This is a genomic window from Kribbella sp. NPDC020701, assembly GCF_055562215.1.
In genome coordinates this window covers 92,793-110,313 of the sequence record NZ_JBVHFT010000018.1, presented here as the reverse complement: position 1 = coordinate 110,313, position 17,521 = coordinate 92,793, and the positions used below count along the sequence as shown (strand labels likewise).

Below are 17,521 nucleotides of genomic sequence, written 5' to 3'. Positions count from 1 at the left end.
AGATCGCGAAGTGGCTTGCGGACCTGGATGAGCGGATTGGGGCCGCGACGGCACGAACGGCGCGTTCGTCGTGTTGCACGGCAGCCTGGAACTTGCGGTCGAGGACGGCACGATCAAGCGCAACCCCGCCAAAGCACGGGTGGTGACGGTGCCTTCGCCGAAGGGTCAGAAGGTCGTTGCCTGGGCTGACGAGATCGTCGAGCGGATCGTCGCGTGCCATTCGGACGGTGAACGCCGGGGCGTCCACGACGTACAGCGTGTCGGTCGCTCCCACCAACGGCTTCGCCGCAGATGTGGCGCTGACCGCCACCGGACTCCCGGCGACCGTGGGCTCAGCCGCGATGAGCCCGACAGTCATCCACGGCAGCGGTACGGCGCAGCTCGCCGTCACCACATCGGCGACAGCACCCGCTGGGACCTACCCCATCACCGTGTCAGGCGTGAGCGGCCCCCTCAGTCACTCGGTCGTGGTGAGTCTGGTCGTCAACCAGCCGGACTTCGCGCTAGCGATAAGCCCGTCCTCGGTCACGATCACGCGATTCCAGACCGCGACCTACTCCATCGGGGTGACCTCGACAGGAGGCTTCACGGGCTCGGTGGCACTCAAGGTGTCAGGCCTACCGCCGAACACATCCGCGAGCTGGATCGGCACACCGGTAGTCCCGCCAGGAACCGCGACCCTGAAGGTGAAGGCCACGGTAAGCACACCCCGGGGCACCTTCACCCTGAAGGTCACCGCCACCAGCGGATCCCTGACCCACCAGACAACAGCAACCTTGCTGGTGCGCTGAGCCCGGAGTTCACTCAGCGTCAATCTGTAGACACGTGACGTATATGCCGTAGAGCGGTCTGGATGTCATGGTCGTGATCGTTCGTTCCCGCCCCCTTGAAAGAGCGACACATGAGCGATCTCGCTTCCGCCCCATCCCCCAGACCCCGACGTACGCGCCGCCGGCTCGGCGTGCTGCTCGGCACTGCCCTGCTGACGGTCACCTCCGCGGCAGCGGCGTACGCGGCTCCGCCGCCATCCCTGCCCCAGAACGCCGGTGGCTACGAGCAGTCGTTCTCGCCGGCCTACGACTACGACGGCGACGGGTGCTACGCCACCCCCGCCATCGGAGCGGACGGCACCCTCAACCCTGGGCTCAACCCGACCGGCGCCGTCAATGGCAACTGCCGGGACCAGTCCGACCTCGACAACAGCCAGACCTACGCCCGCTCCAAGTGCAACAACGGCTGGTGTGCGGTCGTCTACGCCAGCTACTTCGAGAAGGACCAGGCCGTGGCCGGCAGCGGCCTCGGCGGGCACCGCCACGACTTCGAGCACGTCATCTCCTGGATCAACCAGGCGTCCAACCAGGTCGAGTACGTGACCACGACGCAGCACAGCAGCCAGGTGACCTACGCGAGGTCGCAGGTGCGCTTCGACGGGTCACACCCGAAGGTCGTCTACCACAAGGACGGCGCGAGTACGCACTTCTTCCGGCTGGCCAACAGCAATGACGAACCGCCGGAGAACCACTACCACAACTGGCGCTACCCGCCGATCGTCGATTGGACCGGCTGGCCCAGCACTGGGCTCCGGGACATCCTGATGAATGCCGACTTCGGCTCCGCCACGATCAAGATCACCGACAAGGACGACCGGTTCCGCAACCTCCTGAACGCCTCCAGGCCCAGCGGCATCCCCTTCGACCCCTGGGCCTGACGCAGCAGGACCAGCCGGCGGCCTATCCGGGCCGCCGGCTGGTCCGAAGCTCTGGAGTGGTGCCAGGCGTGCTGACAGCCCGGCGGCACCAGTGCGGCGGCGGCGTCTTTGGTCAGGAGACGCAGCCGCCGCAGCTGCATCGGTTGCTCGCAGCAAATATTTGTTTCCCGATCCGACCCATCCGCCGGTACGACGACCCCGAATCCCTGGTTGTCAGCCGTGAGCGATGCCGCTCACGCCCTCACCAGGAAAGAGATCGTCATGTCACGAAAGATCGTCCGCGCCGGCCTCGCCGCGTCTGCTCTGGCCCTCGTCCTCGCGTCGGCGGCGTGTGGCAGCAGCGATGACAACAGCTCATCCAGCTCCAGTTCGTCCTCGACGACCACGAGCAGCACGCCCTCGGCGTCCGCGTCGATGGACGATGCGGCCGCCGGCCTCGTCGGGCCCGGCTGCGCCGACTACGCCAAGGCGAACCCCAACGGCGCCGGCTCCATCGACGGCATGGCCGCCGCCCCGGTGGCCACCGCCGCCTCCGGCAACCCGCTGCTGACCACCCTGGTCGCCGCGGTCTCCGGCAAGCTGAACCCGAAGGTCGACCTGGTGTCGACGCTGAACGGCGGCGAGTTCACCGTCTTCGCCCCGGTCGACACGGCGTTCGCGAAGATCCCGGCCGCCACGATCAACACACTGAAGACGAACGACGCGCTGCTCTCGAAGATCCTCACCTACCACGTGGTCGCCGGTCAGCTCGACCCGATGGCCGTGGTCGGCAAGCACGCGACCGTGGAGAAGCAGGAGGTCACCGTGACCGGCTCCGGCGACAGCCTCAAGGTGAACGGCGCGAACGTCATCTGCGGCGGCGTCAAGACCGCCAACGCGACCGTCTACCTGATCGACTCCGTCCTGATGCCGCCGGCCGCCTGACCAGCAGCACCGGACGACCGCAGTCCCGGGCCGGTGTCATCGACCGACAGTTGCCGATGGCACCGACCCGTCTCCAGGTCCTCGACGATGCAGGAGCAGGGTCATGTCACTGATGTCGCACCGGCGGATCCGCGCCATGGGAGGACGCCGGCGGATCCGGGCCGCCGCGGGTGGGCTTGCCGCCGCCGTCGCCGGACTGGGTCTGGGCGAGCTGACCGCGGCGCTGGCCGGTGGCACGTCACCGGTGGTCGGGGTCGGGACGCAACTGATCGACCTCGCGCCCGGGCCGGCCAAGGACTGGGCGGTGAAGAACCTCGGCACCGCCGACAAACCCATTCTCGTCGGCGGTGTCCTGTTCGCCGTGGTGGTGTTCGCGCTGGTGGCCGGTACCGTCGGCGCATCACGGCCACGCGTCGCCGTGGGCCTCACGGTCGGCTTCGGTGCGCTGGCAATCCTCGCGGCCGCCACGGGACGTACGCTGGCGGCCGATCCGTTCACCCGGCTGCTGCCCGGCGTGGTGACTCTGATCGTCGCCACGGGCGGCATGATCCTCATCCTCAAGGCCCTTGGCCCGAACGATCCCGAGATGAGCACGACAGGGCCGGCGTCCGCCGTACCAGGCTTCGATCGGCGGCGGTTCCTGACGACGGCGATGGCGCTCGGCGTCGCGGGCGCGGCCGGAGTGGTGAGTTCGCGGCTCGTGCCGGGTGGCGTCGACGAGGCGACCCGCAGGGCGGTCAGGATTCCGGCGCCGGGCAGTCCTGCTCGCGCGCTCCCGAGCGGAGTGTCCGCGGATGTGGCCGGGGTGAGCCGGTTCATGACGCCGAACAAGTCGTTCTACCGGGTCGACACGCTGCTCACGGTCCCGAAGGTCGACCCGCGGAACTGGGAGTTGCGTATCCACGGCATGGTCGACCGTGGGCTGCGGCTGAGCCTGGCGGACCTGCTCGACCGGCGCCTGGTCGAGCGCGACATCACGCTCACCTGTGTCTCCAACGAGGTCGGCGGTCCGTACGTCGGGAACGCTCGCTGGATCGGCGTACCGATCGCGGAGATCCTCCGCGAAGCCGGCGTCCGCACGGGTGCGGACGCGGTGAAGTCGACGAGTGTCGACGGTCTCACCATCGGTACGCCGCTGGCGGCCCTGACCGACGGGCGGGACGCGATGTTCGCGGTCGCGATGAACGGTGAGCCGTTGCCGTTCGAGCACGGCTTCCCGGTGCGGATGGTGGTGCCGGGGCTGTACGGGTACGTCTCGGCGACCAAGTGGATCGTCGACTTCGAGGTCACCCGGTTCGCCGACTTCAGCGCGTACTGGACCGACCGCGGCTGGGCCGTCGAGGCGCCGATCAAGACCGCGTCGCGGATCGACGTGCCGAAAGGGTTCGCCACGATCAAGGCCGGGCCGGCGGTCGCGGCCGGCGTGGCCTGGGCCCAGCACCGCGGCATCGCGAAGGTCGAGGTCCAGGTCGACAACGGCCCCTGGCAGCCGGCGACGCTCGCGGACGAGGCCTCGATCGACACCTGGCGGCAGTGGACGTTCCGCTGGACCGCGACGCCGGGCAATCACAAACTCACCGTCCGGGCGACCGACGGCGAGGGGAAACTGCAGACCGCCGATCGCGCGGCGCCGCGTCCGAACGGATCCAGCGGCCTGCACAACACCGTGGTGATGGTCGAGTAGCCCCGGGGGTTGGGTCAGATAGTGGGGGTCAGGCCGCCGTCGATGACAATGTCGGCGCCGACGAGGTTGCCGGCCCGGTCGCTGGCCAGGAACACCACCAGGTCGGCGACCTCCTCAGGACGGGTGAAGCGGCCCGAGGGAGATGCCGCGGCGGCCTGGGCTGCGACATCGCCCGGTTGGGCACCGACAGCTCCACCGACCGTTTCCGCGACACCGCCGGCCCCCAGCCACAGATCGGTCGCCACCGGCCCAGGGCTGACCGTGTTCACCCGGACACCGCGGGGCGCCAGTTCCTTGGACAGCGACTTGAAGAAGCTGAGGCACGCGGCTTTGGCAGCGCTGTAGTCCACCACCAGCGGATCCGGCAACGTCGCGTTCACCGAGCACACCGTGACGATCGCGCCCGCCCGCTCGAGCAGAACCGGCAGCGCAGCTCGAGTCGTCCGCACGGCCGACAACAGGTCGAGATTCAGCGTCTCGAGCCAGTCCTCGTCGGTGACCGAGGCGACTCCAGCCGGCCGTGGGCGTACGGCGCCGACGTTGTTCACCAGGATGTCGAAACCACCGGCCCGCGCGACCGCCTCGTCCACGAGCCGGGCCGGCCCCTCCGCCGTACCGAGGTCGATGGCCACGGCCTCGACCGGCAACGAGCCGAGCTCTCCGCCGACCGTCCGGGATCCGGTGATGACCTTGACGCCCTCGGCCAGGAGCGACCGCGTCGTCGCCAGCCCGATTCCCTTGCTGGCACCAGTGACGAGTGCCGTCTTACCGCTCAGGTGAAGATCCATGACCCCACCATGCGGCATGTCAACCGCTGCTCGGTCACCCGGGGTCGGGGAGACCGAGTACTGCGCCGAGCCGGGCCAACTGGTGGTCGAGGTGGGCGGGGAACTGGGTGACTGTGTTGGTGAACTGGCCGAACTGTTCGAGGCTGACCAGACCACACAGGGAGGAGAACGCGAGGAGGCCGCGGGCGAGCACCTCGGGGGCAAGGTCGCCGGGTAGGGCTGGGCGCAGTCGGTCCAGCTCGCGGTGGAGGGCTGTCGTCATCGGCGGATCGTCCGGGGTCGGCCTGAGCTGCGCGTCGGCGAGGAGGCTGAGTAGCAGGAGGGGCACGCGGCTGCCGGCGGCAGTGGTCCGCTCTGGGGGCGCGTGATAGCCGGGGACCGGGCTGCCGTAGAGCAGGGTCCACTCGGCTGGGTTCGCGACCGCCCAGCGGCGTACGGAACGTCCGATGGCCAGCCAGCGACGGCCGAAGTCGTCGCGGCGGCAGCGGGACTCCGCAGCCTCCACTGCGTCACCGAAGGCGTTGTAGGACTCCTCGATCAGCAGCGTGAGCAGCTCGTCCCGGCTCGGCACGTAGCGATACATCGCCGACGAGACCAGCCCGAGCTCGCGCGCGACCGCCCGCAGGGACAGGCCGGCCGCGCCTTCGCTGGCCAGCCGCTCGTGCGCGATCCGGAGGATATCGGCCATCGTCTCCCGATGCCGGCGCTGCCGCGAGGTCTCCGTCATCGGCTCATTGTGGCGCGCGGCCCCGATCGGTGGCAAATTCAGAGAGCACTGCTCTTGCTTTTGTCGACGGAATCACCCACACTGGAAGCAAGAGAGAGCAGTGCTCTCGAAAAATGTGAGGGGTGTAGGACGATGAACGAGCTCTGGCGCTGGAGCAACCTCGGCGTGGCCTTCGGCATGGAGATCGCCGGGCTCGGCATCTTCGCCTGGTGGGGCTGGCGCACTGGCGACAACCTCGGACTGCGGGTGCTGCTGGCGATCGGCCTGCCGCTGATCGCCGCGGTCACCTGGGGCCTGTTCGCCGCACCGACCGCCGACTACGGCAGCCCGGTGGTGACGACCGTCGTCAAGGTCGCGTTCTTCGGCCTGGCCGGTCTGGCCCTGTGGAGCCTCGACCACCGAGTCGTGGCCGCCACCTTCGTCCTCACGGTCGCCGTGAACCTCATCATCATCCGGGCCGGCAACCTCAACCCCGACAGCCCGGCGGCGACCTCCAGCACGATCAGCCGCTGACCACGCGGACCGTCACGGGAGCGGCGGTCGCCTGTACGACGTCGTCGGCGGTAACGCCGGGGGCGAGTTCGACCAGGTCGAAGGCGTCGGAGGCGACGTCCAGTACGGCGAGGTCGGTGATGACTCGGTGGACGACGCGGCGGCCGGTGAGGGGAAGGGTGCAGGTGTCGACGAGTTTGGCGGCGCCGGCTCGGGTGCGGTGATCCATCAGGACGATCACGCGGCGCGCGCCGCTGACCAGGTCCATGGCGCCGCCCATGCCCTTGACCATGGCGCCGGGGACCATCCAGTTCGCGAGGTCGCCGTGCCGCGAGACCTGCAGCCGCCGAGGATCGCGACGTCGACATGGCCGCCACGGATCATCGCGAAGCTGGTCGCGGAATCGAAGTACGACGCTCCCGGGACGACCGTGACCGTCTGCTTCCCGGCGTCGATCAGGTCCGGGTCGACGTCCTCGTCGTACGGAAAGGGCCCGACGCCGAGGATGCCGTTCTCTGCCTGCAGGGTGACGGCCGAGCCGATCGGCAGGTGGCCGGGGACGAGCGTCGGCATGCCGATGCCGAGGTTGACGTATTCGCCGTCGGAGAGTTCGGCGGCCGCGCGGGCCGCCATCTCGTCGCGGGACCAGGGCATGGTCAGATCTCCGATCGCGGCCGGGTGGTGCGCTTCTCGATGCTCTTGCGCACGGCCTGCTCAGGGGTGAGAGGTACGACGCGCTGGACGAAAACGCCGGGCAGGTGGATCCCGTCCGGCTTCAGCACGCCGACATCGACGACCGCTTCGGCCTCGACGATCGTCAGCCGGCCGGCCATCGCGGCGACCGGGTTGAAGTTCCGAGCGGCTGCATGGAAGACGCAGTTGCCGGCCCGATCGGCGACCGCGGCCCGGACCAGCGCGACGTCGGTGACGATCGCTTCCTCGAGGACCATCTCGCGGCCCTGGATCGTTCGGACCTCCTTGGCCGGCGAGGCCACCGCCACTGTTCCGTCGGGGCCGTAGCGCCACGGCAGACCGCCCTCGGCGACCATAGTGCCGACGCCGGTCGGGGTGAAGAACGCGCCGATGCCCGCACCGCCGGCGCGCAGCCGCTCGGCCAGCGTGCCCTGCGGTGTCAGCTCGACATGCAGTTCCCCGGCCAGGTACTGACGGGCGAACTCCTTGTTCTCCCCGACGTAGGACGCGATCACGCGGCTGATCCTGCCTTGCTCGAGCAGCAACCCGAGCCCGGCGCCGTCGACGCCACAGTTGTTCGACACCACGGTCAGGTCGCGGGCGCCTTGCTCGAGCAGCGCCTCGATCAGGAACCACGGAATGCCGGCCAGCCCGAACCCCCCGACCGCAAGGCTGGTCCCGTCAGGCAGGTCCGCGACCGCCTCGGCGGGCGTCGCGACGACCTTGTCCACACTCATGCGTCAGCCTCCTGGAGATGGGCGATGACAGCCGGCGTCACCAGATCGGGTCGTTGCGCCGAGGCCAGGTGTGCGGCATCAGGTACGACGAGAAGTTTGCCGTTGGCAACTGAGGTGGCGATGCGCTCCAGCTGCCAGGGCGGCGTGGCCGGGTCGTCGGCACCGGCGATCGCGAGGGTCGGCGCGGTGATCGCCGGCAGGTCGTAGATGAGATCCATCGTCGCGATCACCTCGCAGCAGGCCGCGTACCCCTCGGCCGGCTGCGACGCGACCATCCGCTCGGACTCCGCGCGTACCTGCGGATGCTCGGCCAGCCAGGCAGGCGTGAACCATCGCTGTACGACGGACTCCGCGACAGCCGCCGTACCTTTCGCGCGGACGAGCTCGGCGCGATCGGTCCACAGCGAGGGTGGATCGAGCCGGGCGCCGGTGCAGAGCACCACGAGCCGATCGACTCGGTCGGGATTGCGCGCCGCCAGTCGCAGGCCGGTCATGCCGCCGAGCGACAGTCCGACGAGGTGCGCTCGCTCGACGCCGAGGTCGTCGAGCAGCCCGATGACGTCGTCGGCGAGGTCGTCGATGGTGTAGGGACCGGGCGGTTCCGGGGAACGTCCGTGGCCGCGGGTGTCGAAACGGACGACGCGGAACTGCTGCTCCCACTCGGCGAGGTTGGCGTCCCACATCCCCCAGGTGGAGCCGAGCGAGTTCGCCAACAGCACAGTCGGCGCATCGCGCCGACCGCTGACAAGGTGAGCGACCGTACTCACCGAACAGCCTCGAAGACGGCTGCGATGCCCTGGCCGCCGCCGATGCAGATGGTTTCCAGCGCGTAGCGGCCGTCGCGGCGGTGGAGCTCGTGAGCGAGTGTGGCGAGGATCCGCGCGCCGGTCGCACCGAGCGGGTGGCCGAGCGAGATACCGGAGCCGTTGGGATTCAGGCGCTGGTCGAGAGGGTCGATCTTCCACTCGCGCAGGCAGGCGAGGACCTGCGCGGCGAAGGCCTCGTTCAGCTCGATCAGGTCGAGGTCGTCGAGGGTGAGATCGGCGCGCGCGAGGGCCGCGGCGGTGGCGGGGACCGGACCGATGCCCATCACCTCAGGCCCCACACCGGCGACCGCCCAGGAGCGCAAGGCGACGAGTGGACGGAGACCGCGGCGTTCAGCCTCGTCCCGGGTGGTGACGATGCAGAGCGCGGCGCCGTCGTTCTGGCCGCTCGCGTTACCGGCGGTCACCGTGGCGTCAGGGTCGGTCTTGAGCATGACCGGGCGCAGAGCGGCCAGGCCTTCGAGAGTGGTGTCAGGTCGCGGATGCTCGTCGGCCGTCACCACAGTGGTACCGCGCCGGCCTGGCACCTCCAGCGGGACGAGTTCGTCGGCGAAACGACCCTCGGCCTGGGCGGCCACCGCGCGTTGATGTGACCGGAGCGCGAACTCATCCTGCTCCTCGCGCGAGATCCCGTACTCGCGCCGTACGTTCTCGGCCGTCTCGACCATGCCGCCCGGGATCGGGTGGTGCTTGCCCCCGGCCGTCTCGCGGGCGCGGATCAGACGGTCGTGCAGCTCGACGCCGCCGCAGACGCCGGTCCGCAGGCCGAGGGCGTAGTGCTCGACCTGCGACATGGATTCGGCGCCTCCGGCAACAACCAGCCCGGCCGCCCCGGTGGCGACCATGCCGGCGGCGTACATCACAGCCTGCAGCCCTGAGCCACAACGGCGGTCGACCTGAAGGCCGGGCACCGACGTACCGAGCCCTGCGTCGAGAGCGGCGATCCGGCCGATCGCGGGTGCTTCACCGTTGGGATAACACTGGCCGAGGACGACGTCGTCGACATCACCTTCGCGCAGGCCGGTCCGGCGTACCAGCTCGGTGAGCGCGGCGGTGCCCAGGTCGGCCGCGGACAGCGCGGACAGCGCACCGCCGAAGCGTCCCACCGGAGTGCGGATCGGCTCGCAGATCACCACGTCACTCATGCCCTCGACGGTAGGCCGCGGAGACCGATATGGAGAAATACTCATTTATGCTCGATCGAGACTCTGCAAGTATGAATCATGGAACTGCGCCATCTGCGGTACTTCGTCGCCGTCGCCGAGGAGCGCCACTTCGGCCGCGCCGCGGCGCGGCTGCACATGGCCCAGCCACCGCTGTCCCAGCAGATCCGCCAGCTGGAGACCGAGCTCGGCCTCCAGCTGCTCCGGCGTACGACGCGACGCGTCGAGCTCACCGCCGCCGGTGAGGCCTACCTCGTGCGGGCCCGCCAGATCATCGCCGCGGTCTCGTCGGCCGCCGACGAGGCGCAACGGGTCGCGGCCGGGCTGCAAGGGCGACTGGTGATCGGATGCGTCGGCTCGGCGACGTACAGCCTGCTGCCGCAGCTCGTCCGGACGTTGCGCGACGAACTGCCGGACGTCGAAGTCTCGGTCCAGGGCGAGATGCTCGCTCCCGACCAAGTCGGCGCGCTGCTGGCCGGGCGGATCGACCTCGGCCTGCTCCGCCCGCCGGTCGACGACGATGCGCTGCGGCTCGAGGTGCTGCGGGCCGATCGGCTCATCGTCGCGGTCCCCGACGGGCATCACCTCGCCGGTCGGGAACGCCTGCGACTGAAGGAGCTGGCCGGCGAGGACTTCGTCATCCACGCCGGTGGCGGACGGTCGGTGATGCACGACACCGTGCTCGCGCGCTGCCGGGAGGCGGGCTTCGAGCCGCGGATCCGGCACGAGGTCGCCGAGACGTCGACGCTGGTCACCTTCGTCGCGGCCGGACTGGGAATCGCCGTGGTGCCCGCGCCGGTCGCCGAGCTCAACGTGCCGGGGGTGACCTATCGGCCGCTGACCGGCAAGGCCACCGTCGAGCTGGCCGCGGCGACTCGCGCCGACGACGATGCGCCGGCCCTCCACCGAGCACTCGCGGTCGTGACCGCGCTGGCTTAGAAGAATCCGTCGCGCGGAGCGGCTTCGACCCGACGCGTGTTGCCAAGCAGACGCAGATCTTCGGCGACGGCCGCGGCGGTGTCCCGCATGAGCGGGATGACCTTCTCGACGATCTGCTCCGCGCTCATCCGCCCCACGGTCGTGGAGTAGGCGAGCGCCGCGAGTACGCCGCCATCCGGTGCGCGGACCGGGACCGCGGCCGACAGCAGCCCGTCCTCGAGTTCCGACTCGACCACGGCGTACCCGTCCTTCCGAACCTGGTGGAGCGCGTCCCGGTAAGCCGTCGGATCGGTGATCGTGCGTTGCGCCAGCCGCCGCAGTCCGGCCGCGATGACCGCGTCGACGACCGACGCGTCCGCCCACGCGGTCAGCACCCGCCCCATCGACGTCGCATGCGCCGGCACCCGGCTGCCCACGTCGACGGAGACACTCATGATCCGGCGCACCTGGACGCGAGCGACGTACACGACATCGGTTCCGTCGAGCTGGGCGAGGGACGCGGACTCCTGGGTCGCCTCGGCCAGCCGGAGCAGATGCGGTTGCGCGGTCTCGACGAAGCTGTGCGTGGCCGCGTAGTGCTGGCCGATCGTCAGCACCCGTGGCGTCAGGGTCCACCGGCTCCCCGTCGCCGCGACGTACCCGAGCCGCTGCAGCGTCAGCAGGATCCGGCGGACGGCGGGACGCGACAACCCGGTCGCCGTGGCGACCTCGGCCAGCGTCGGATTCGGCCGCTCGGCGTCGAACGCGAGCAGTACGGCGAACCCGCGCTCGATCGACTGCACGTAATCGCGCTCGCTGCCCTCCCCGGTCATGCGGGCCATCCTTTCAAAGAGCTGAGCCTTCCACGAAAAGTTGTTGAGCCCTTGACAGTCGCCCGCCAGGACTCCATGGTCTTGTCGTACGCCAAGCGTACGTACTGTACGCAGAGCGTACACCCTGGAGGTGACCGCAGATGGACCCGCGAGAGCTCCGCAACGCGTTCGGCCAGTTCGCCACCGGCGTGACCGTGGTGACCTGCACGAGCGACGAAGGCCGCCCGCACAGCGCCACCGTCAACGCCTTCACCGCCGTCTCGCTCGAGCCGGCGCTGGCCCAGGTCACGCTGAACCGGACCGCGAAGGCGTGCCAGTACCTGGCCGGCAAGCCGTTCGCGATCAACGTGCTCGCCGACGACCAGCTCGATGTCGCCTGGCACTTCGCCGGGCGCCCCTCCGACCCCGCTCCCGGCTGGGTCGACGGCCCACTCGCTCCGCTGCTCAAGGCACCGCCACGACGATCTCGTGCCGGCCGTGGCGGACGTACGACGGCGGCGACCATCTCATCGTGATCGGTGAGGTGACCGCGGTCGACATCACCGCCCGGGACCCGCTGCTGTTCCACGGCGGCCGGTTCCGCTACCTCGGCCCGGTCGAGACCCATTGGTCGGGCTCGATCGACTGCCCGGACCGCGGCTGGTTCGACGCTGTGCTTTTGGCCGGGCCTTCGGCGCCGGCAGGGTCATGGGGCCTTGGCTCCCGGCCTTCCCTCGTCGCTCCAGTCGCTTCGCTCCCTCCACTCCTCAGTCCAGGCCGGGAGGCCCCATGACCGTGCTGATGCCACGCCTCCGGCGCGGCGGGTCATGGGGCTGTAACTCCCGGCCTTCCCTCGTCGCTCCAGTCGCTTCGCTCCCTCCACTCCTCAGTCCAGGCCGGGAGGCCCCATGACCACGACGCAGAACACCCCAGTCCAGCAAGCCACCACCACCACGACGCGCCCGATGACCGGCGCCGAGTATCTCGACTCGATCCGTGACGACCGCGAGATCTGGATCTACGGCGAACGGGTCAAGGACGTCACCGAGCACCCCGCGTTCCGCAACCCGACCCGGATGACGGCACGTTTGTACGACGCCCTGCACGACCCGGCGACCAAGGACGAGATCACCGTCCCGACCGACACCGGCAACGGCGGCTACACGCACCCGTTCTTCCGGACCCCGCACAGCTCGGCGGACCTGCAGAAGGACCGGGTCGCGATCGAGCACTGGGCTCGCCAGACCTGGGGCTGGATGGGCCGCAGCCCGGACTACAAGGCCAGCTTCCTCGGCACGCTCGGTGGCAACACCGACTTCTACGCGCCGTACGAGGAGAACGCGAAGCGCTGGTACAAGGAGTCGCAGGAGAAGGTCCTGTACTGGAACCACGCGATCATCAACCCGCCGGTCGACCGCAACCTGCCGCCCGACGAGGCCGGCGACATCTTCATGCGGGTCGAGAAGGAGACCGACGCCGGCGTGATCGTGTCCGGCGCGAAGGTGGTGGCGACCGGCTCGGCGATCACCAACTACAACTTCATCGCGCACTACGGGCTGCCGATCAAGAAGAAGGAGTACGCCCTGATCTGTACGGTGCCGATGAGCGCTCCTGGTGTGAAGCTCATCTGCCGGCCGTCGTACACGATGCAGGCCGACGTGATGGGCAGCCCGTTCGACTACCCGCTGTCCAGCCGGCTGGACGAGAACGACACCATCTTCGTCTTCGACAAGGTGCTGGTGCCGTGGGAGAACATCTTCCTGTACGGCGACGTCGACAAGATCAACGGGTTCTTCCCGCAGTCCGGGTTCATCCCGCGGTTCACCTTCCACGGCTGCATCCGGCTGTCGGTGAAACTCGACTTCATCGCCGGACTGTTGCTCAAGGCCCTCGAATGCACGGGCAGCAAGGACTTCCGCGGCGTGCAGACCCGCGTCGGTGAGGTGATCGGCTGGCGCAACCTGTTCCGGTGCATGGCCGATGCGATGGCGCTCAACCCCGACCCGGGCCCGAACGGGTCCGTGCTGCCGAAGCTCGACTACGGCCTGATCTACCGCCAGTTCATGATCACCGGCTACCCGCGGGTGAAGGAGATCATCCAGCAGGACGTGGCGTCCGGCCTGATCTACCTGAACTCCAACGCGGTCGACTTCAAGACCCCCGAGGTGCGTCCGTACCTGGACCGCTTCGTGCGCGGATCGAACGGGTACGACGCGGTCGAGCGCACCAAGCTGATGAAGGCCCTGTGGGACGCGGTCGGTACCGAGTTCGGCGGCCGCCACGAACTGTACGAGCGCAACTACTCGGGCAACCACGAGAACGTGAAGGCCGAGATCCTGTTCGCCGCCGAGGCCCAGGGCGAGACCGCGGCGATGAAGGGCTTCGCCGAGACCATGCTCGCCGAGTACGACCTGGACGGCTGGACCGTTCCGGACCTGATCAACCCGACCGACGTCAGCCGGATCCTGAACCGCTGATCTCGCAAGACATGGAGCGCATCATGACAACTGTGCAAGATTCCCCGACCGCCGCGGGCTCGGGCGCGAACGCGAGCCAGAACTTCAAGGCCAGGACGCTGTCCGATGCCGGGTCATCGCCGGAGCGCGTCAGTGCGGTAGTTACTGCCGTGCTCCAGGGCGTGCACACCGCGATCCGCGAGAACAACGTGACGTATCCCGAGTTCCAGGCGGCCAAGGCCTGGCTGATGGAAGTCGGTGAGGTGGGCGAGTGGCCGCTCTTCATGGACGTGTTCGTCGAGCACGTCGTCGAGGAAGTCGCGGCGTCGTCGCAGCGCGGCACGAAGGGAACGATCGAAGGGCCTTACTACCTTGGGGGCCAGACGCGGTTGTCTTCCTCGTGTGAGTTGCCGCATCGGCCGGACGAGAAGGGCACGCCGCTGGTGTTCTCGGGTCAGGTCCGCGAGCTGGACGGGTCTCCGCTGGCCGGAGCCGAGGTGGACATCTGGCACGCCGATGCCGACGGCTACTACTCCGGGTTCGCGCCGCACCTTCCGGACGGCAACCTCCGTGGCATCGTGGTGACGGATGCCGAGGGCAACTTCTCGATCCGGACCGTGCAGCCGGCGCCGTACCAGATCCCGACCGACGGGCCGACCGGCAAGCTCATCGAGGCGGCCGGATGGCACCCGTGGCGGCCGGCCCACCTGCACCTGATGGTGCGCGCCGACGGACATCGCACCATCACCACCCAGCTGTATTTCGCCGGTGGCGAGTGGCTCGACTCCGATGTCGCCGAGGCCACCAAGCCCGAGCTGATCCTCGACCCGGTCGACGACGGCACCGGCGTACGGCGGGTGTCGTACGACTTCGAGCTCGAGCCGGCCTGATGGATCTCACCATCGACCGGCTGGAGACGGTCATCATCGACGTACCGCTGAGGCGGCCGCACCGGTTCGCCCGCGTCACGATGACCGCCCAGCCGGTGCTGCTGGCCTTCGTCCACACCCGCGACGGCGTCGTGGGTGTGGGTGAGGGCGTGGTTCCGGGCGGTCCGTGGTGGGGCGGCGAATCGGTCGAGTCGATGAAGGTCACCCTCGACACGTACGTCGCTCCGCTGCTGCCGGGACGCCGGGTGGATCGCCTTGCGGAGATCTGGGATGACATCTGCGATCACGTCAACGCCAACCTGTATGCGAAGGCGGCGGTCGAGGTCGCCTTGCATGATGCGTGGGCGCGGTCGCTGGGCGTGCCGGTGCACGTGCTCCTCGGCGGTCTCGCGCGTACTTCGGTCGACGTGACCTGGGCGCTCGGGGCCGATCCGGAGGAGGTCGTCGTCGAGGAGGCGTTGACCAAACTCCGGTCCGGTGCGCACAAGACCTTCAAGTTGAAGATGGGTGCACTCGATCCGGAGGAGGACACGCGCCGGATCTGTGCGATCGCCGAGAAGCTGGTCGGGTCGGCCGGGGTCCGCGTGGATCTCAACGCCCGTTGGGACTTCCTCACGGCCAAGACCTATCTGCCTCGGCTCGCTGCCGCCGGGGTCGAGCTGGTCGAACAGCCGGTCCCGGGCGAACAGGTCGAGGCGCTGGCCGAGCTCAACCGTCTGCTGCCGATACCGATGATGGCGGACGAGAGCCTGCGGACGCCTGTTGACGCTCTCCGACTGGCCGGATTGCGCGCCGCCGACATCTGGTCCATGAAGACCACCAAGGTCGGCGGGCTCCGGCGGGCCCGGGACATCGTCGCGATCGCTGCCGCCGCCGGCATCCCGTGCCACGGCGGCACCTCGATCGAAACCGGGATCGGTACGGCTGCTTCGTTGCAGTTGGCCTGCGCGGCCCCTGGCGTCACGTGGGGCAGCGAGCTCTTCGGCCCGCTGTTGTTCGCCGAAGAAGTCCTCCGCACGCCACTGGTCTATGCCGACGGCGCCCTCCAGTTGCCCAGCGGTCCGGGTCTGGGTGTCGAACTCGACCCCGACGCCGTCGCCGCCCTGCGCCGCCCGTTCTTGACCAAGGAGTCGTGATGCTGTTCCACGTCCGGATGGATGTCCACCTGCCGCCTGACATGGATCCCACCGTCCGCGCTGACCTGGTCGCTCGCGAACGGTCTCGGGCCATCGAGCTGCAGGAGAAGGGCGTTTGGCCGCAGCTGTGGCGGATCGCCGGTGAGTACGCGAACTTCAGCGTCTTCGACGTGTCGTCCAACGACGAGCTCCACGACGTGCTGTCGAGCCTGCCGCTGTTCCCGTACCTGACGATCCACGTGACGCCGCTGGCTACGCACCCGTCGAAGATCTGAGGGTCAGCACGACCTCGTTGCGATGGATGGTGAGTTCGCCGCCGGCGGCTTCGGCGCAGCGGCGGGCGATGTCGAGCCCGAGGCCGGTCGAGCCGCGGTCGCTGCGGCCGCGCTCACCGGCACCCAGCGGGATGCCGGGGCCTTCGTCGGCGACCACGATGCGTACGCCGTTCTGCTCGCGGGTCAGCGTGATCCGGGCCGGGGTGCCGTCGGGCGTGTGGGCGACGACGTTCTCGACCAGGGCATCCAGTGCGGCGGCGAGGTCCTCTGCTGACGAGCGGACCATCGCCGGCGGGGTCGGGAGGTCGAGGGCGAGCTCTCGACCCTGGTCCTCGAAGAGCGGTTCCCAGAACGCGGCCCGCTTGCGGGTCACCTCGACGGCGTCGCAGTGCGGGACCCGCCCCTCACGCTGCGGTCGGCGGGCCGCGCTGATCACCGCGGTCAGGGTTCGTTCCAGGTTGGTGACCTGGGTGTTGAGCTCCTCGGCGCTCTCGCGGTCCGGCAGGGCCTCGACCTGGAGCCGGAGCGCGGTCAACGGCGTACGGAGTCGATGCGACAGGTCGGCGACCGCCTCGCGCTCGACCGCGATCACCTCGTCGATCCGGTCGGCAAGACCATTGAGCGCGGAACCGACCTTGGCCACTTCGGCCGGGCCGGTCGTCGGTGCGCGCGCGTCCATATCCCCTTGCGCCAGGCGTTCCGCCGTACCGGCTGTCTCTTCCAGCGGGCGGGCGAGGCGGCGGGAGACGAGTTCGGCGCCGAGGATGCTGAGCAGGAGGACGAGCAGGCTGCCGCCGATCAGGATGAGGACGCGCGGGACGAGGCCGGCGTACAGCTCGTCGGCGGTCAGGTACAGGCAGACCGACGCCGGGCCGTTCGGGGTGTCGACGCTGACGTCGACCGCCATCCCGCCGCCGACGTTGCGGTAGTCGGCGTCGCCGACCTTCGGCGGGCCTTTCTTGTTGTCGTCATCGTCGTCGTCGAAGTCCGCGGGCACCGGCTTCGGCGTCGGGACCCCGCCCGGCGGTGGATTGCCGAGCGTCGACCCGTCGGGCATCCGGACCGAGACGGTCCCCGACCAGTCCTTGCTGACGTCCTGGATGTACGCCGTGATGTCGTCAGCCGTGTGGTTCTTGTCGCCGACGTAGTACGCGACGGTCTCGGCCCGGTACCGCGCCTGGTCCTTGGCGTCGTTTGCCGTCGTACTGCGCAGCAGAATGATCAGCGGTATGGCGAACGCCAGCACGACGAGCGTGGTCATGCCGACCGAGAGCAACAGGATCCGGCGGCGCAT

At 69.2% G+C, this 17,521-nt stretch carries 19 protein-coding genes and 1 pseudogene; 12 read left to right on the top strand and 8 right to left on the bottom strand.

From position 1 onward, the window contains the following. The first annotated feature begins 227 nt into the window (after positions 1-227). From ACZ3HV_RS35305 to ACZ3HV_RS35290, 4 genes are all read left to right on the top strand, one after another. Complete coding sequence (locus ACZ3HV_RS35305; RefSeq protein WP_465690881.1) at positions 228-791, top strand: hypothetical protein; 564 nt, start codon at positions 228-230, stop codon at positions 789-791. Between the two features lie 110 nt (positions 792-901). Beyond that, the gene (locus ACZ3HV_RS35300) at positions 902-1,708 is read left to right on the top strand and encodes an NPP1 family protein (RefSeq protein ID WP_465690879.1); all 807 of its coding nucleotides are present in this window, start codon (positions 902-904) and stop codon (positions 1,706-1,708) included. A gap of 261 nt (positions 1,709-1,969) precedes the next feature. Continuing rightward, positions 1,970-2,632, top strand: a complete 663-nt coding sequence (locus ACZ3HV_RS35295) for a fasciclin domain-containing protein (protein WP_465690877.1) — start codon at positions 1,970-1,972, stop codon at positions 2,630-2,632. A gap of 103 nt (positions 2,633-2,735) precedes the next feature. After that, positions 2,736-4,316 (top strand): molybdopterin-dependent oxidoreductase, encoded by a 1,581-nt coding sequence (locus ACZ3HV_RS35290; RefSeq protein WP_465690875.1) that lies wholly within the window; start codon positions 2,736-2,738, stop codon positions 4,314-4,316. Between the two features lie 14 nt (positions 4,317-4,330). Here ACZ3HV_RS35290 and ACZ3HV_RS35285 read toward each other — a convergent pair whose 3' ends face one another. Both ACZ3HV_RS35285 and ACZ3HV_RS35280 read right to left on the bottom strand, forming a co-directional pair. Further along, positions 4,331-5,104, bottom strand: a complete 774-nt coding sequence (locus ACZ3HV_RS35285) for an SDR family oxidoreductase (protein ID WP_360371310.1) — start codon at positions 5,102-5,104, stop codon at positions 4,331-4,333. A 34-nt stretch (positions 5,105-5,138) separates the two neighbouring features. Continuing rightward, a complete protein-coding gene (locus ACZ3HV_RS35280) occupies positions 5,139-5,831 on the bottom strand; it encodes a TetR/AcrR family transcriptional regulator (RefSeq protein ID WP_465690873.1) in 693 nt (230 codons plus the stop codon). A gap of 132 nt (positions 5,832-5,963) precedes the next feature. Between ACZ3HV_RS35280 and ACZ3HV_RS35275 the strand changes: the two genes are divergently transcribed. After that, complete coding sequence (locus ACZ3HV_RS35275) at positions 5,964-6,344, top strand: YrdB family protein (RefSeq protein WP_465690871.1); 381 nt, start codon at positions 5,964-5,966, stop codon at positions 6,342-6,344. On the opposite strand, the pseudogene ACZ3HV_RS35270 reads toward ACZ3HV_RS35275, so the two are convergent. The 4 genes and pseudogenes from ACZ3HV_RS35270 to ACZ3HV_RS35255 all read right to left on the bottom strand — a co-directional run bounded on the left by ACZ3HV_RS35270 (position 6,334) and on the right by ACZ3HV_RS35255 (position 9,722). Beyond that, positions 6,334-6,956: pseudogene (locus tag ACZ3HV_RS35270) on the bottom strand (3-oxoacid CoA-transferase subunit B). The gene ACZ3HV_RS35275 and the pseudogene ACZ3HV_RS35270 overlap by 11 nt on opposite strands. A 23-nt stretch (positions 6,957-6,979) precedes the next feature. Next, the gene (locus tag ACZ3HV_RS35265; protein WP_465690870.1) at positions 6,980-7,753 is read right to left on the bottom strand and encodes a CoA transferase subunit A; all 774 of its coding nucleotides are present in this window, start codon (positions 7,751-7,753) and stop codon (positions 6,980-6,982) included. Continuing rightward, entirely contained in the window at positions 7,750-8,520 is a 771-nt protein-coding gene (pcaD, locus tag ACZ3HV_RS35260) for a 3-oxoadipate enol-lactonase (RefSeq protein WP_465690868.1), read from the bottom strand. The genes ACZ3HV_RS35265 and pcaD overlap by 4 nt, the downstream gene beginning before the upstream one ends. Beyond that, positions 8,517-9,722 carry an acetyl-CoA C-acetyltransferase gene (locus ACZ3HV_RS35255; RefSeq protein ID WP_465690866.1) on the bottom strand — a complete coding sequence of 402 codons (1,206 nt, stop codon included), beginning with the start codon at positions 9,720-9,722 and terminating at the stop codon, positions 8,517-8,519. The genes pcaD and ACZ3HV_RS35255 overlap by 4 nt, the downstream gene beginning before the upstream one ends. Before the next feature lie 78 nt (positions 9,723-9,800). Here ACZ3HV_RS35255 and ACZ3HV_RS35250 point away from each other — a divergent pair, with 78 nt between their 5' ends. Beyond that, complete coding sequence (locus ACZ3HV_RS35250) at positions 9,801-10,679, top strand: LysR substrate-binding domain-containing protein (RefSeq protein ID WP_465690865.1); 879 nt, start codon at positions 9,801-9,803, stop codon at positions 10,677-10,679. Here ACZ3HV_RS35250 and ACZ3HV_RS35245 read toward each other — a convergent pair. After that, positions 10,676-11,491, bottom strand: a complete 816-nt coding sequence (locus ACZ3HV_RS35245) for an IclR family transcriptional regulator domain-containing protein (RefSeq protein WP_465690864.1) — start codon at positions 11,489-11,491, stop codon at positions 10,676-10,678. The two genes, ACZ3HV_RS35250 and ACZ3HV_RS35245, sit on opposite strands and share 4 nt — an antisense overlap. Positions 11,492-11,631: 140 nt before the next feature. Between ACZ3HV_RS35245 and ACZ3HV_RS35240 the strand changes: the two genes are divergently transcribed. The 6 genes from ACZ3HV_RS35240 to catC all read left to right on the top strand — a co-directional run bounded on the left by ACZ3HV_RS35240 (position 11,632) and on the right by catC (position 16,227). Next, a complete protein-coding gene (locus tag ACZ3HV_RS35240; RefSeq protein WP_465690863.1) occupies positions 11,632-12,006 on the top strand; it encodes a flavin reductase family protein in 375 nt (124 codons plus the stop codon). Further along, entirely contained in the window at positions 12,003-12,263 is a 261-nt protein-coding gene (locus ACZ3HV_RS35235) for a hypothetical protein (RefSeq protein WP_465690861.1), read from the top strand. The genes ACZ3HV_RS35240 and ACZ3HV_RS35235 overlap by 4 nt, the downstream gene beginning before the upstream one ends. Positions 12,264-12,378: 115 nt before the next feature. After that, positions 12,379-13,947, top strand: a complete 1,569-nt coding sequence (locus ACZ3HV_RS35230) for a 4-hydroxyphenylacetate 3-hydroxylase family protein (protein WP_465690860.1) — start codon at positions 12,379-12,381, stop codon at positions 13,945-13,947. Between the two features lie 23 nt (positions 13,948-13,970). Continuing rightward, the gene (catA, locus tag ACZ3HV_RS35225; RefSeq protein WP_465690859.1) at positions 13,971-14,816 is read left to right on the top strand and encodes a catechol 1,2-dioxygenase; all 846 of its coding nucleotides are present in this window, start codon (positions 13,971-13,973) and stop codon (positions 14,814-14,816) included. Beyond that, positions 14,816-15,952, top strand: coding sequence for a muconate/chloromuconate family cycloisomerase (locus tag ACZ3HV_RS35220; RefSeq protein ID WP_465690857.1), 1,137 nt, complete (start codon positions 14,816-14,818; stop codon positions 15,950-15,952). Before catA ends, ACZ3HV_RS35220 begins: the two co-directional genes overlap by 1 nt. Beyond that, complete coding sequence (gene catC, locus ACZ3HV_RS35215) at positions 15,952-16,227, top strand: muconolactone Delta-isomerase (RefSeq protein ID WP_465690856.1); 276 nt, start codon at positions 15,952-15,954, stop codon at positions 16,225-16,227. The genes ACZ3HV_RS35220 and catC overlap by 1 nt, the downstream gene beginning before the upstream one ends. On the opposite strand, the gene ACZ3HV_RS35210 is transcribed toward catC, so the two are convergent. Then, the gene (locus tag ACZ3HV_RS35210; RefSeq protein WP_465690855.1) at positions 16,205-17,521 is read right to left on the bottom strand and encodes a sensor histidine kinase; all 1,317 of its coding nucleotides are present in this window, start codon (positions 17,519-17,521) and stop codon (positions 16,205-16,207) included. The two genes, catC and ACZ3HV_RS35210, sit on opposite strands and share 23 nt — an antisense overlap.

Excerpts from the sequence above, each read along its gene's own strand:
- ACZ3HV_RS35285 (WP_360371310.1), bottom strand. The coding sequence starts at position 5,104 with ATGGATCTTCACCTGAGCGGTAAGACGGCACTCGTCACTGGTGCCAGC.
- ACZ3HV_RS35275 (WP_465690871.1), top strand. The coding sequence starts at position 5,964 with ATGAACGAGCTCTGGCGCTGGAGCAACCTCGGCGTGGCCTTCGGCATG.
- ACZ3HV_RS35255 (WP_465690866.1), bottom strand. The coding sequence starts at position 9,722 with ATGAGTGACGTGGTGATCTGCGAGCCGATCCGCACTCCGGTGGGACGC.
- ACZ3HV_RS35250 (WP_465690865.1), top strand. The coding sequence starts at position 9,801 with ATGGAACTGCGCCATCTGCGGTACTTCGTCGCCGTCGCCGAGGAGCGC.
- ACZ3HV_RS35240 (WP_465690863.1), top strand. The coding sequence starts at position 11,632 with ATGGACCCGCGAGAGCTCCGCAACGCGTTCGGCCAGTTCGCCACCGGC.
- ACZ3HV_RS35265 (WP_465690870.1), bottom strand. The coding sequence starts at position 7,753 with ATGAGTGTGGACAAGGTCGTCGCGACGCCCGCCGAGGCGGTCGCGGAC.
- catA (WP_465690859.1), top strand. The coding sequence starts at position 13,971 with ATGACAACTGTGCAAGATTCCCCGACCGCCGCGGGCTCGGGCGCGAAC.
- catC (WP_465690856.1), top strand. The coding sequence starts at position 15,952 with ATGCTGTTCCACGTCCGGATGGATGTCCACCTGCCGCCTGACATGGAT.
- ACZ3HV_RS35245 (WP_465690864.1), bottom strand. The coding sequence starts at position 11,491 with ATGACCGGGGAGGGCAGCGAGCGCGATTACGTGCAGTCGATCGAGCGC.
- ACZ3HV_RS35280 (WP_465690873.1), bottom strand. The coding sequence starts at position 5,831 with ATGACGGAGACCTCGCGGCAGCGCCGGCATCGGGAGACGATGGCCGAT.
- ACZ3HV_RS35210 (WP_465690855.1), bottom strand. The coding sequence starts at position 17,521 with ATGCGCCGCCGGATCCTGTTGCTCTCGGTCGGCATGACCACGCTCGTC.
- ACZ3HV_RS35220 (WP_465690857.1), top strand. The coding sequence starts at position 14,816 with ATGGATCTCACCATCGACCGGCTGGAGACGGTCATCATCGACGTACCG.
- ACZ3HV_RS35300 (WP_465690879.1), top strand. The coding sequence starts at position 902 with ATGAGCGATCTCGCTTCCGCCCCATCCCCCAGACCCCGACGTACGCGC.
- ACZ3HV_RS35290 (WP_465690875.1), top strand. The coding sequence starts at position 2,736 with ATGTCACTGATGTCGCACCGGCGGATCCGCGCCATGGGAGGACGCCGG.
- ACZ3HV_RS35295 (WP_465690877.1), top strand. The coding sequence starts at position 1,970 with ATGTCACGAAAGATCGTCCGCGCCGGCCTCGCCGCGTCTGCTCTGGCC.
- ACZ3HV_RS35230 (WP_465690860.1), top strand. The coding sequence starts at position 12,379 with ATGACCACGACGCAGAACACCCCAGTCCAGCAAGCCACCACCACCACG.